This is a genomic window from Lacipirellulaceae bacterium (genome assembly GCA_040218535.1).
GTDB lineage: Bacteria > Planctomycetota > Planctomycetia > Pirellulales > Lacipirellulaceae > Adhaeretor.
Genome location: JAVJRG010000009.1, coordinates 95,710 through 109,832, shown reverse-complemented (window position 1 = coordinate 109,832; position 14,123 = coordinate 95,710). Strand labels below are relative to the sequence as shown.

At 54.2% G+C, this 14,123-nt stretch carries 10 protein-coding genes; 2 read left to right on the top strand and 8 right to left on the bottom strand.

Annotated elements, in window-relative coordinates; genetic code table 11:
* Positions 1-16: 16 nt before the first annotated feature.
* The 8 genes from RIB44_11475 to RIB44_11440 all read right to left on the bottom strand — a co-directional run bounded on the left by RIB44_11475 (position 17) and on the right by RIB44_11440 (position 11,110).
* Positions 17-1,459: a sulfatase gene (locus tag RIB44_11475; protein MEQ8617206.1), complete on the bottom strand. Its 1,443-nt coding sequence runs from the start codon at positions 1,457-1,459 to the stop codon at positions 17-19.
* A 91-nt stretch (positions 1,460-1,550) separates the two neighbouring features.
* Entirely contained in the window at positions 1,551-3,173 is a 1,623-nt protein-coding gene (locus RIB44_11470; protein MEQ8617205.1) for a LamG-like jellyroll fold domain-containing protein, read from the bottom strand.
* A 242-nt stretch (positions 3,174-3,415) separates the two neighbouring features.
* Complete coding sequence (locus tag RIB44_11465; GenBank protein MEQ8617204.1) at positions 3,416-4,141, bottom strand: PEP-CTERM sorting domain-containing protein; 726 nt, start codon at positions 4,139-4,141, stop codon at positions 3,416-3,418.
* A gap of 157 nt (positions 4,142-4,298) precedes the next feature.
* On the bottom strand, positions 4,299-5,228 hold the full coding sequence (locus tag RIB44_11460; protein ID MEQ8617203.1) for a PEP-CTERM sorting domain-containing protein: 930 nt from the start codon (positions 5,226-5,228) through the stop codon (positions 4,299-4,301).
* Between the two features lie 349 nt (positions 5,229-5,577).
* Complete coding sequence (locus tag RIB44_11455; GenBank protein ID MEQ8617202.1) at positions 5,578-8,679, bottom strand: sulfatase-like hydrolase/transferase; 3,102 nt, start codon at positions 8,677-8,679, stop codon at positions 5,578-5,580.
* Between the two features lie 96 nt (positions 8,680-8,775).
* Entirely contained in the window at positions 8,776-9,174 is a 399-nt protein-coding gene (locus RIB44_11450; protein ID MEQ8617201.1) for a hypothetical protein, read from the bottom strand.
* Positions 9,174-10,283, bottom strand: coding sequence for a DUF1559 domain-containing protein (locus RIB44_11445; protein ID MEQ8617200.1), 1,110 nt, complete (start codon positions 10,281-10,283; stop codon positions 9,174-9,176). The genes RIB44_11450 and RIB44_11445 overlap by 1 nt, the downstream gene beginning before the upstream one ends.
* 77 nt (positions 10,284-10,360) lie before the next feature.
* Positions 10,361-11,110: a GntR family transcriptional regulator gene (locus tag RIB44_11440; protein MEQ8617199.1), complete on the bottom strand. Its 750-nt coding sequence runs from the start codon at positions 11,108-11,110 to the stop codon at positions 10,361-10,363.
* A 446-nt stretch (positions 11,111-11,556) separates the two neighbouring features.
* Between RIB44_11440 and RIB44_11435 the strand changes: the two genes are divergently transcribed.
* On the top strand, positions 11,557-12,714 hold the full coding sequence (locus RIB44_11435; GenBank protein ID MEQ8617198.1) for a mandelate racemase/muconate lactonizing enzyme family protein: 1,158 nt from the start codon (positions 11,557-11,559) through the stop codon (positions 12,712-12,714).
* Positions 12,704-14,104: an aldehyde dehydrogenase family protein gene (locus RIB44_11430; GenBank protein ID MEQ8617197.1), complete on the top strand. Its 1,401-nt coding sequence runs from the start codon at positions 12,704-12,706 to the stop codon at positions 14,102-14,104. The genes RIB44_11435 and RIB44_11430 overlap by 11 nt, the downstream gene beginning before the upstream one ends.
* Positions 14,105-14,123: the final 19 nt, after the last annotated feature.

Genomic DNA, 14,123 nt, shown 5'->3' with positions numbered 1-14,123 from the left:
CTCAGTTATGAAGGAATCACAATCGTTCTGGATTGAATTCAGTTTCTGGCGTACTGCCAGAGGCATAATCTCTTAGACGCTCGCTCAGCGTATCAATCGCATGCTGACCTAAAGCATTGGGGCTGTTGGCGAGGTTATTGAATTCCTGCGGGTCTGCATGGTGGTCGTACAGTTCGCGACCGTATCTTCCATCGGACCACTCGGTGTACCTCCAGCGATTGGTGCGAATGCTACACCCCATAACGGGTTCGGCGAGGCGATCATCAGCAGGTCGTAGTATCTGCGTTATCGCGAAACCATCCCATTGGGTAATGGGGTCATCGAGTAAGGGGCAAAGGCTGCGTCCCGCTAGCTGTGGTGGTGGATTAAGCCCAGCCAGCTCAACGACGGTTGGATAAATATCGACGAACTCAACGATTCGGTGGCATGCTTGACTGTTGCCCCGGCTTCCTGGTGCTCGAATGACCAGTGGTGCTCGCGCACTTTGCTCGAAGAGGGTCCGCTTCTGCCAAATGCCGTTGTGTTCACCAAGATGGTAGCCGTGATCGCTCCAAAGCACCACGATCGTGTTCTCAACGAGACCTAGTTCTTCCAGGTTCTCAAGCAACCTGCCAACTTGAGCGTCGATGAACGACACCGAAGCATAGTAGGCTTGCGTCGCCTGGCGGAGAGTTGTCTCCGACAGTCCATAATTGGGCACGGGACAGTTATGCGCGAAGGCTGCAGTGGGAATGTCGAGACGGTCCCCCTCAGGTGCGTAGGGTAAACGCATGTCTCGAAGCGGATAGATGTCGAAGTATTTCTTTGGTGCGACATAGGGAGTATGCGGGCGAAAGAAGCCGACACCAAGGAAGAAAGGCTGGGCCTGGTGTTCCTTCATGAACTGAATCGCTTCCGTGGCGATCATGCCGTCGGTTTGCTCGGTATCGTCACCCTCAGCAGCTAGCCAACTCAAAGCACCGCTGATTCTGCGGTGCGGCTCGGCATTGAAGACCAGCGGCTCGTCGGTTTTATCACGGCCTTTCGGATTGATCGTTCTGTCCCAAGAGGGAGGATCATCGAAACCGTCAGTGCCAATCGCTGCGGGTACGTTGTAGTGGTAAATCTTGCCTACACGAGCAGCAACATAGCCAGCTTTGCGAAACACTTGGGGGAGCGTCACTACATTGGGAACTTCATCACGAAAGTGCCGATCGAGATCATAAACTTTGATCTGGTCTGGCCTGAGACCGGTCATCACCGATGCGCGTGAGGGATTGCAGAGCGGAATCTGGTTGTAAGCACGCAGGAAAGTGACGCCGCTCGCCGCAAGCTGATCAATGTTTGGTGTTTTTGCAACGGTATCCCCGTAACAACCCAAGGAGACTGCCAGGTCATCGACGGCGATGAATAGTACATTGAGCGGCGAATCATTCGCAGAACAGCTGGACAGCGTGGCTGCATAGATGAACGCAGCCATCGCCCCACGGCAAAGGAAAAGGAATGCACATCTAACTGGATTCGCGAGGCAATCGACAACGTCAGGTGCCGATTGCCTCGCGTTCTCACGGTTAGGCATGGTTCAACTGCTTGCGTCCTGACATCGCTGCGAAGCCGACCGCTACGAAGAGAAGCAACGCCGTACTTGGCTCAGGGACAGAATTGACCGAAGCAGTGGCGTTGTCCGCCCCGTAATTCGATTCCCAGTCAGGGATTCCAGCGGCATTGTCCCGCTGTAGCATTAGAAAGTCGATACCATCGACGTCACCGTCGCCGTCAGCATCACCGGCTACCGTCGCTGCTGCGATTTCGTCAAAGGCATCTTGAACCTCAGAGGCGCTGAGTACCGAGTCGTGAATCTCAAAAATGGCGATCTCGCCTGAAAAGGCGAAGTCAGTGCCCGCGGATTCAGTTAATGGTCCGCCAACAGCAATGTCGTTTCCTGGATCACCGTCTGACTCGCCGCGTTGACCAAGGCCCCAGGCGTTGCCTCCGGCCCATTCATTGAGATCGCCACTGGCAACGGCACTAGTCACAAGTTCACCATTCACGAAGAGTTGGAGCGTCTCGGTAGAACCTTCCCACGTGCCAACGACTTGCGTCCATTCGGCTTCGGTTAGCGTTGTGGAAAGGGTCGGACCGTCCACGTTGTTGCTGCGGCTATAGAATGAGAGGACATCGTTCTCAAGGCTAAAGTACGAACCGTTTCCACTGCCACCAAGTTCGAGGATAATCTGGTCGCCACCGGCTAGGTTATCGGGCTTGAACCAGACTTCAAAGCTCGCGTCAAAGCCACCTTGAAAGGCTGGCGGATCGGAGTTGGCCGAGCCATTCCAAAAATTACGGCCCTGTCCGCCGGCACTGTAGCTGGCAGTAATGCCAGGCACGCTGGGGTCGTTGACTGCGGTTAAGCTGGTGTTTGATGCGAAGGTAAAGTAATCCGACGGTTGGGTGGCAGCGCCTGTGGATGTGTCAAGACTAGGCTCCCAGCGATTTGTACCGTCGACTGGATTCGATGCAGCGTTGAACCGAAGTTGGAAAGGGTCTGCTGCTCCCTTCGAGAGCTTGATCAAGTCAATACGTGGAAAAACCGTGCCACCACCAGGATTGTCCAGATCTAAGCCCAGGTAGACGGTTTTGCCAACGTCTGCTGCACCGATGGTGTAGAAGGCGGGGGCTGAATGAGAAGACCAAAAACCTGACGTTGGAACTGCAATCGACGTAGAAGCCAGGGTCGTGATGTCTCCGATGACGGTATTTGCATCGACCCCAGTCGACGATTCGAACAATGACACGTTGAACGCCTCATCGCCATCGTACCCACTACCAAATCGGTTCAGGGCAAAGCTAAAGTTAAAAGGCTCACCTACATCGCCAGCGGTAATCGTGTAGGCGGTGTCGTTACCGGCCATCTGACCGAATAGAAAAGCACCTTGGGAGAATGGTTCCGGACTACCCCCCATGCCTGTGTTGGTTCCAAAGTTAACCGAACTATCATCGCCTTCGATGTTGTGCCAGTTCGCGACGCTATCAAAGCTCAAGGGATGTCCTGAGTCGGCTTCAAAGTTTCCATTGCCGGAGGACGCCACGCCGATAGCACCGCCGTCGCCGATGATAAATGTTTCTGCAGCCAGGGCAGTTCTGCTCAGAAGCAGACTGGCTACCAGCGTACATGATAGGGAGAAAACACGCATCAGGTCATCCTCTCTTAGAAAACTTCTGTCCGGAACGGACATGACAATAAAGTAAGAGACCCACCAGCTCCGCAAGATAAGAAATCGAAGTTGGGTAACACTTTGCACGCTTAAAAGCGGCAGTCGGTGAGCCGAGTAATCTTGCCTATTCTCTGGCTCTGTTTAGAGTCGGGCCGCTCTGGGTGTGAACCAGAGCGACCCGAATCAGTTCTCAAATCTAAGGTTTCGAATCGAAGCCTTACTTATCGTTTGCGGACCAACAAGCCCACTGCAGAAAGGCTCAAGAGCACGATCGAGGAGGGCTCAGGAATCCCAGCGACGACACTCAAATTGATGATGTCGATGCGCGGGAACAGGTCGCCATCGGAGTTGTCGCCATCGAGGAATTCCATCCCGAAGTAAAGCGTCTGGCCGTTATCAGCAGCAGTCGCCGTGTAGAAGTTAGGAGCGGAGAAACTGGTCCACTGCCCGTCGTTGGCGCGGTCGATGTTGTAGTCCACAGAGGAGCCGGCGATCTCAGTGATGTCGCCTTCAATGGTATTACCATCGACTGAGGCAGCCGTGAACAGAAACGTTCGCATGGTTTCGACGCCAGTCCAACGTGATGGAGCTCCGCCGGCACCGAAGTCATAGCTGAGGCTAAAGACATCACCGGTGCTGGCGACATAACCGGTGTCGTTTACCTGGACGCGGTCGCGGAAAGGCATGCCGCCACGCGTGGTAGTGCCGTTGTTCGGATCAGTGCTGCCACCCATCTGAGTCGAGTTCGTGAAGTTGATCGTTTCGGCGCCTTGCGCGTTGTGCCAATTGACGGTGTTCTCATAGGTTTGAGGTCCACCGGCCGTTCCGCCGCCACCGGCGTTGAAATCGCCGTTGCCGGTTGAGCCACCGATGATGGTAGCCGCCTGTGCTTGGGCACCGAGCCCTAGCGCTAACGCCAAGGCTAGGGTTGTTGTCATCAGTCTCATTAGTCTTACCTCCCAAAGAAAGAAAAGGAAAAAGTCTTACATCATCTGAGCTTCCGGCATGATGTCGGCGAGCTCAGTTGCTCGAAAATCGAACCCTCAAAATCTCTAGCAAGCCTGCCACTGCCCCGCGGCAGGCTTGCTGTTTGTGTTGAATCAGTTACTGGCTATTTCTCCAGCGGCACGCGGTGCAACTTGTGCCAATTAGGATAAGCAATGCGAGGCTACTCGGTTCCGGGACCGAGGCGATACTTGGTGCTTCAGTTCCGTAGTTGTCTTGGAAATCCATTAGGCCCTGTGCGGAGCCGTCATCTCGTTGATAAATTAGGAAGTCCGTCCCATCGACATCAAGGTCTCCATCCTGGTCGCCCGGGGTCGAGCCATCGCCCACGGCGAGGTTGATTAGGTCGATCCGTGGGAAAAGGAGGCCGTCGCCGTTACTCTCGTCGAGGAACCGCATGCCGAAATATACGGTTTGGCCAACATCTGCGAGCGTTGAGGTATAGAAGTTAGGGACCGAACGTGTGGTCCACTGCTCGTCACCTTCGGGATTCGTATCGTTGGCCCGGTTGATCAGATAGTCGTCGCCGCCAAGCTCGGTGATGTCATTGTCGATGGTATCTGCCGTGACGCCGGTGGTTGAGGTGAAGAGAAAGGTGCGCATCGTTTCGGCACCGTTCCAGCGGTTGGCGGGGCCACCGGCACCAAAGTCATAACTAAGACTGAAGACTTCTCCTTCAGCTTGGATGACGTAAGCGGTGTCGTTAAACTGCCACCGGTTTTGGAAGGGCATGCCGCCGCGTCGATCCTGGTCGGTTAAGTGGGCCGGGTCAGTACTGCCGCCCATTTGGGAAGAGTTGGTGAAGTTGATCGTCTCGTTTGGCCCTGTGTTATTACCGTGAAACCAATTGACGGTTTGCTCATAGGTCTGTGGATCGCCAGCCGGGTTACCGCCGCCACCGGCTTGGAAATCGCCATTGCCGATCGAGCCACCAATGATGGTCTGTGCCTGTGCCGGATAAGCGACTAAGCAAGCGAGCACAGCGCTGGCTAGAAACGCCGAAGAAAAGCTTGTTGGTCGGGAGTTCATTGGATCTCTTCTCCGTGAATTGACAAGCGAAAGTCGCCGGCGCCACCCTCAGGTCACAGCCTGCGAATTCGAAACGAATAGGAATAGATTGACGATTTCTCGCGTCGAAGTGAAAACTTCGAACGATACCTTCTGTATCTTTTGTCTACCCACCAGCTAGTGACAGGTAGCCGTCGGACCTGAGGACTTACAACCAGTATACCGGTCGGAAAACCCTCGTCAACGAAATTTACCGTTAGATCCGCTCCTTTTTCTCGCAAAAGCCCTTCTTTGCCTATTGAATTCAAAGAGCCTCATGGTTTCTGGGTTGGTAGTCGATCCTTCGGGAGATACCTCGAGTGTATACCACTCACCTGAAAGCCGAATTGCTACCTCGATATGCAAGAAAACTCAGTGCCAATCCCAGCAGGGCGAGACTTGTAGGTTCAGGGACCGCCCCTGAATTCGCCTGAGCCGGGGAACTCTGACTACCGTAGTTGTTCTGCCAATCGGTTAGGCTGCCACCGTCGCGTTGCCACGTGAGGAAATCGGCCCCGTCGACATCGCCGTCCAGATCAAAGTCGCCAGCCAATGCGTCCAAGGTCGAGACGAGCAGCAGCCCGGAACCCGTGATCAAGGCCGACTCGTTGTTCGCCCCCGACCCGATGGCACCCCAAGTGCCAATGGCTTGCGAGATGCCATCAATGAACAGCGAGTCGATCGTGTCGGTGCCTGAGAAGTCGAGGTCGAAGATGCCCCCGGTTTCCAGGTAAACGTCGGCTGAGTCTTCGAGGAAAGCGTTCGTGATGCTAAGAGTTCCTTCCTCAACGATCGTGTCACCTTCGTAGGTATTGTTTGCGGTCAGGATTGCCGTGCTGGTGCCACTCTTGGTAAGTCCACGGGGCTCAGAGTAGTTGCTAATCTCGCCGTTGATCCTCAAGGTTGCATCGCCATCGCCTGTGATCGTGAGGTTGTCGTACAAGATGACTTCAAGATCGAGGTTGTACTCAAAGGACGGGACACCACTGTTGGAGGCGGTCACTTCGAGTTGCGGACCGACACCATTCAGGTCGTTGGTGAACAGAACAGCGTTGCCCTGGACCGTTGCAGTTTGGTTTTGCGTGCCAGCAAACGTTCCGCTGAAAACCATCTTGTTCAGCATGAACTCAAGGCCCGTAGAGCGTGTCATGTCGTTGTTGGATGTGTAGCTGAATGAGTCTGTCGTAGGAAACTCAAGGACCGCTCCCGGGAAGGAGTCCGCGTGGTACATGGTTGCACTGTTGCTGGTACCTCCTTCGTTCCAGATACCGCTGTCGGACCAGTCAGCGACCGAGGCTCCGCCACTTCCTGAGGAAGTGACCTGCAGATCGATCAGGTCAATTCGTGGGAACAACAAGGGGCCTGAAGGATCTTGGAATTCCATGCCAAAGTAGATGGTTTTGCCGATGTCAGCTGCCGTTGTCGTATAAACACCGTTCGCTGTACGAGTCGTCCATTGGGGATCGTTCGCGCGATCAATGGCGTAGATGTCCTCGCCAAGTTCGGTGAGATCACCGACGACGGTGTCTCCATCAACGGTTGTGGACGAGGTGAACAAGAAAGTTCGCATGACTTCGTCACCCGTCCAGTTGCCAAGTGCTCCGCCAGCCCCGAATTCATAACTGATGTCGAACACCTCGCCGGCGGAAGTGATTGTGTAGCCGGTGTCGTTGATCTGAAAGCGATTTTGGAATGGCATCCCAGCCCTGGAGTTCGACTGCGAACTTCCGCCGGTCTGGCTATCGTTCGTGAAATTGATTCCTTCATTCGCGCCGGTGTTATTCGCATGGTGCCAGTTAGGTGTCTGATCGAACGGAATTGGACCCGTGGCTGGTTCACTAGCTTCGAAGTCACCGTTGCCGGTTGCACCCTGGATCACATTGGTCGTGCCACCGCCGGGATTGGCAGGGTTGAAGGTAAAGTGATCGAAGGTTTGGAACCGCTCATCAGACTGGCCAAGAATCTCGTAACGCTGCTTATCGAACGTCGCTTCGTGACGCGTCAGGTCGCGGTGCAGTTCGGCTACCAGGGCGGGATTTGCGCCGGAGATGTCGTTCGTTTCGCCCGGGTCGGTGGCGACATTATAAAGTTGGTGTGCTTGGGCCGGATTGCTGGCGGGGCTTCCGCCAGTCCAGACCAACTTCATATCGCCCTTGATTACGGCGAACTGGGTGCGATGCCGGTTGACGATCGTATTGTGTGGGTCGGCCGAGTTCGTGCCATTGATGAATGGCAACAGATTCACCCCATCGATCCCGGCATCGCCGACGCCAACATTTCCACCACCGGCGGCGACTGCCGTCGGAAGGATATCGACGCCATGGACCGGTCGGTCGTAGGTTGTGCCGTGAACGCCCGGATCAACACCGGCGCCGGCAATGATCATGGGGACGCGGATGCCGCCCTCAAACGAAGAGCCCTTACGTGCACGCAGGATACCGTTGTCCGAACCGTTAGCCGCACTGCCAGGAGCCTCAGCACCACCATTGTCGTTGACGAACATGATGAGGGTATTGTCACTGATGTTGTCGCTATCAGACCCAGGGCCTGTGCCGTCACCCGCTGGATCTTCCAACTTCGCAACGATCTGTCCAATCTGGTCGTCCATGGCCAGCATCATCGAGGCGTATTGGCGTTGAAGTCCGGTTAGACCTGTGATTCTGGGATCGTTGAAATAAACGGGGTCGTCTTTCAGCGGTGTATGAGGAGCAGTGAATGATTGGTAGAGAAAGAATGGATTTGCGTCGTCGTGGTGTTCGTCGATGAAGTCGACCGCGTACCGGCCCATCTCGTGGGTAAAGTCATCGCTAGCCAGATTTGCGTTGTTGGTGAAATTGCTTTCGACAACCGTGTCAGTAAACGATCCGTTAGGTTGCGTGATCACTTCTCGCAGCAGTTGAGATTGTTGCAGCCCGGTGTTGCCGAGCGTGAAGGTCCGCGAGCCGTGCCAAATACCGTAGAACTTATCCACGCCTTGCGTTTCAGGCCGATTTCCTTGTGGGCCGGCAACGCTGCCGAGATGCCACTTGCCGACTGCTCCGGTCGTGTAGTTCTGGTCCTTCATGCGATCCCAAATGGTTGTCGCACTGGCGGGCAATCCTTGGACGTTGTCGCCGACCACTTCATTGCCAATCCGGTTCTGGTAACCACCCGTGACTAAGGCAGCACGCGTTGGCTGACAAGATTGTGCTACGTAGGCGCGTGAGAACTTCACGCCACGATTGGCAAGCGCGTCGAGATTGGGCGTTGGGATCGGGGTAGGCGTCGGGTTGCTGCCGCTCACGCCATCCATAAAGCCCCAGTCCGCGTAGCCGGCGTCGTCGGCAACGATGACGATTACGTTGGTCGGCTGCGCTTGCAGGTCATCGGCGTATTGCCCGAAGGTAATAAGGCAGCAGAGCCCTGCCGCTACTTTGGTAATAGTTCTTCTCATCTTCCCCTCCGAATTTCACCATCAGCTAAGACTGGTATACTGGTATTGTAATTGCGATGTTGCGAATTTGCCTCAATCGTGCAGGATTGCCTCGACCTATCTTCTACGCTTGTTCTGTGTTGTGCTCTCGGGCACCTCGAAGTCGAATTCAGCCGAACCTTCGTCCACTTCGATTGTGGTCCGATAAATAGGAAATAGCTCTTCAGCCATAGGCTGTTTGGAAACGGCTCCTTCGATCATTACTTCCACGGGACCGGATACAGCCCCTTTTCCCGTTCCACTAGTGTCATAGGCTCCGCTATCAATAATTGCGAATCCGGATGGACCGGACCCGCCCTTCTTCCGATCTGGTCGAAAGGAGATCATTCCGTAGGGAACTGGCTGGCCTTTGAATGTCACATTCCCATGCAGGTCATGACGATCAATCCCACCGTCGCTACAGCCACTGGTCAAAACAAACACAACGAATATGCAATCGACCCAAAAGTGTCGCATTATGGCTTTCCTCCAATCTGCCCGTCAGCCATTCGTCCCAATGACCAGTAGGCCTCATCATCAATGTCTTCAGAGACGATCGTTCCAGAACCATCAGCGAAGACAAAATGTGCGCCACCAGGATGATTGCTACTGAATTCTGTCGCCCGGTAGCCGGGACTTACCCAGCCCATAGGTGGTAATCCTTCGGGGTCCGTAAAATTGATTGGCCGCGAAGCAGCTGCAGCGTTATTTGGTATTCCAAACCCCGGAGAAGTTTGAAAGGCCGTAGACCAACCTTGATATCGTTCTACCGTTCCACTGCCATGCGTGTTCTCGCGAAAGTGTAAGCGGCTCTCACCGATAAGTATGGTGTTGGAAGAGCCGTCTTCAATCTGCCCGTACTTGGTCTTTGAGTTGTAGCCCGTAATGCCATTCGTAAAGATTCGATATTTCGGCGTCCCTGAGAATGAAGTGCCCTCAAAGCCTAACTCCGGAACGACAGTATTGGGAGCAAGCGAGTCGCCGCCACCAAGGCAAGCGTGATAGCAATTGTAGAGTGTTCCTGGCTGGGCATTCGCGTCACTTGGGCACTGCCAAAGATTGAGCGGTGTCATTTGAAGAGGTCGATTGAGATTACTCTGGCAGTTGGCATCGTAGAGCTGCACAAATGCCTCGTTAAAATCGAACTGATCGTACAAGGATTGCTGCTCGAGGTAAGGGAGTATCAGTATTGTCCAAGGTGGACCACTCTTGCAGAATTGCGGCCCAGACGGCGCACTGGACTGGAATTGATTGCTAAAGGTTCTCTCTCCGTACGGAGACGACTCATCAAGCACAGGTTCTAAGTTAGATTTCGTCCCCGGAGGGAAGTGGCCAAACGCACTCTCATAGTTCTGCATGGCTAAGCCCACTTGCTTGATGCGGCTCATGCATTGTGCACGCCGCGCGGCTTCTCGAGCTGCTTGAACCGCGGGCAGGAGCAAGCCAACGAGAACACCTATAATGGCAATGACGACGAGTAACTCAACGAGCGTGAAGCCTCGTTGTGCGTTCGCTTTGATCTTCCTGCTAGTGACTGCGCTCGATCGATCAGCCAGTTCGACGCACTTCGGCGTTTGAGCGTTCATTCTTGATGTCCTTGGAGGAGTCGATGGTATGAAAAGTGAATTACGAAAAGGTTTACTTTTGGGCCAAGAGCCTTAATTCATTCGCGGCCTGCTTTGCGAGCAAGATTTTCTGGCGACTTGCGGTTCTCAGCGGTTACGTGACGGTCATAGGCTAGCAGCGCGTCACGCATGCTATTCCTTACGTGGTTTTCCATCCAGTAGCTAGCGAGTTCCGTGTCACGTTGCTTGATGGCCAACAAGATTCTTCCGTGCGCTCGTAGCGTTGCTGCAATATGGTGAAGGTCGCGCTCGTAAGTGCTTAAGCCGTAAATCAACGATTGAATGCGTCCATTTTGGACAATGTTCGAGGCTAATCGGTTGTCGGAGATGGAAAGCAACAAGGTGTGCATTGCCCGGTCTGCAACGAGAAACCGTTCCAGGATCTCACCGCTCATATACTTATCGCCCGTGTCGCGAAAAGCACGGCTCGCATTGCGCATCACCGTGAAATGCCGTTGCATTTCTCTGACCTCGGGAGCGCGGATTAGTTCGGTAGCTTTTGAAGCGGCTAGACTTTCGAGTGCCATACGGACTTCGAACATTTCGACGATGCTCTGCCGGTCTGGCTTCGTCACAAAAGTGCCGCTTGAAGGAACCTGATAGACGAGTCCTTCGATGATCATTTTGCGAATCGCTTCACGGACCGGAGTGCGACTGATTCCAAGCTCATCGGCGACCGTCTTTTCGGAAATCCGATCGTTCAGACCCCATCGCCCAGCAACGAGCTGTTCCTTGATATAGACGTAAGCCTCATGCCGCAAGAACGAGGCATTCCCTTCAGTAGCCACTTACACACTCCTTAGCGAGTTCTCATTCCTATGAGGGACAACTATCACTCAGCGGCCATTTATTGCTATCGCTGTGTGAATCATATAGGTAGCAGGCGTTCCGAAAGCGGATGACGACCATAAAACCGGTATACCGATATAGGGTTCACATGTCAAGAAACTATTATGAGAATCGGCCAATAAGGCAGAGTCCGGTTCCCGACATGCCAAGATTGAAGTCATGTGCAAAGCCAGTTGGACCAGATCTCGAAGAAAGTGAAAGAAGATGGCGGGGAGCCAGGTGACTAGCGTTCCTCAAGCTCAACTGGTATACTGCTTCTGCATGCAAGGTCATGAGCTCTTCTCGCCTAGCCTTTTGAATCTAATCGATACCTTGCAGCGATGTAGAGAGCGGAATTCAGACCCAACGAAGCAATGAGAGCTCATCAAGTGAGTTGTTTCAGCCCGTGATCGAAAGTGTAAAAACGTACCGTCTGCAGCACGAACTGGAGGAGTCATTCGGCTTCTCTCAGTGGCATTATTCGACACGCGGCGCCCTCCTCGTAGAACTCGTTGATAGTTCAGGCGCATCGGGATGGGGAGAATGCTACGGGCCAGCAGAAGTAACGCAGTCCGCGATTCATTCTTTCTACGCTCCACTACTGACCGGCTGGGACCCGCTCAAGAACGAGGCGGCTTGGCAGCATTGTTGGCGAGCTTCGCTCGATTTTGCCCGTAAGGGCGTGATGATGGGTGCGATGTCAGGCCTAGATATGGCCCTCTTTGACCTTAAGGGGAAACTGCTTGGGTTGTCAGCTTCCGAGCTGATGGGAGGACGAGTTCGCGATCAAGTGAAGTGTTATGCGACGGGAATGTACTTTCGCAAGCAGCCGGAGGCGGAGTTGCTGGAAACGATCGTTGCTGAGGCCGTAGGGTACGCCGAGCAGGGATTTCAAGCGATGAAGATCAAGGTGGGTAAGAATCTTGACTTCGATAAAGCTCAAATCGTGAAGATGCGTCGCATCTTTCCTGCCATACAGCTCATGGCGGATTCAAACCACGCTTACGATCTGCGTGAAGCGATTGAAATTGGTCGAGTTCTCGAAGACCATGATTATGCTTGGTTCGAAGAGCCGCTCTCCCCAGAATACGCCCACCAGTTTCGCCAATTGGCGGACAAGATCGACGTACCAATTGCTACGGGCGAGTGCGAGCAAACCCGCTGGGGTTTTCAGTCGCTACTCTCGCAGGGTGGGGTCCAGATAGCTCAGCCCGATTTAGCCTACTGCGGCGGCCCAACAGAGGCTTTGAAGATTCGCACAATTGCCTCTGCACACGGAGTCAATGTTGTGCCGCATTGCTGGGGCACACAGCTCAACCTAGCTAGTGCGACGCATTTTCTGGCCACAAATTATGTTGAACCTGGTCGGGCCGAAGTCGCCGAACCGCTGTTGGAAGTTGACCGCACAGCCAACCCGATGCGGGATGAGATGTATGCATCGGGTTTAGAAGTTTCCAATGGCATGATCCAGGTACCCACAACAGCGGGACTAGGGGTTGAGCCTGATCGAGTTGCGATGGAGCGTTTTTGCGTGCAGAAGACGGAGGAAAGCCGTGCCAAGTAATACCTATCCGATGCTCATCAACGGTGAGTCCGTGACCGCGAAGGAAGTTGTTGACGTTCTTGACCCTTCAACCGGATGGGTGATCGGTCAGGTCCCCGAAGCTGACGAAGCCAACATGCATCAGGCGCTCGAGGCTGCCGAAGGAGGCTTTCGGCAGTGGTCAACTACTTCGCCGGCAGACCGTAAGGCTTGCATTCTTAACTACGCTGAGATCCTTGAGAAAAACCGCGAGCGGATTGTCTCACTGTTGCGGGCCGAGACTGGGAAACCAGAAGACAATGCCCAGTACGATTTCGGCATGCTCACGACGTGCTTGCGATTCTTCGTAGAAGAGGCGGAACGGCTCGACCAGTCAATCCTTCACGATCCCGACGGAAGATTCCTTCACTATACACTTCGCCAGCCACTTGGCATCGCCGTGGGAATGCTGGCCTGGAATTTCCCGCTACTGAATGTGGGTTACAAGCTCGGTCCTGTTTTGGCGGCAGGCTGTAGCGTCGTTCTGAAGCCTTCAACGATGACACCTTTGGCCTCGCTAGAAGCAGTGCAGTTGGCCAAGGAAGCTGGGGTACCTGATGGGGTCATCAACATGGTGACTTGCAGCAACCACGACACCACGAAGGCTCTACTTGAAAGCAAGATTCCTGCCATCGTCACGATGATTGGCTCGACTCGCGGTGGGCTCGAGGTGATGAATGCTTCATGCACCAGTGTGAAGCACTTTTCAGTGGAACTGGGCGGAAACGCTCCAGTGGTAGTCTATCCTGACGCCGACATCGCCGACGCTGCTAATAAGACGGTCGACCTCAAGTTCGCGAATTGCGGACAGGTTTGCGTTTCCCCCAACCGGTGCTTCGTTCATAAATCCGTCTACGACGAGTTCGTAGAGCTTGCGAGACAGCGAGCTGATTCGGTCGAGGTTGGGCCGCTCATTTCAGGCAACGCAAGGCAATACGTCCTTGGGCTGGTCGAGTCAGCCGTTGCCGAAGGAGCAGAGGTTGTTTGCGGTGGAGCTGCCAAGGAGGGGGACGGATTCTTTATGCAGCCGACGATTCTGAAGAATGTCACAACGCAGATGACAGTCGCTCGGGACGAAATCTTCGGTCCCGTACTACCGGTCATCAAGTATTCGGACGTCGACAACGAGATCGCGCTCGCCAACGACACTGAGTTTGGCCTGGCCGCTTATGTGTTTACCACGAACTTAGCGACGGGCCTACGTGCTGCTCGAGATATCGATGCCGGTAGTGTCTGTGTCAATGAACCTCACTACTCCGTTCAATTGCCCCACGGTGGTCTGAAGCAGAGTGGCGTTGGCAAAGATTGTTCGCGATACAGCCTGGAAGAATACCTCACCCTGAAGCGAGTTTCGATATTGATCGAATCGTAAGCTGAGCCAAAGAAGACAG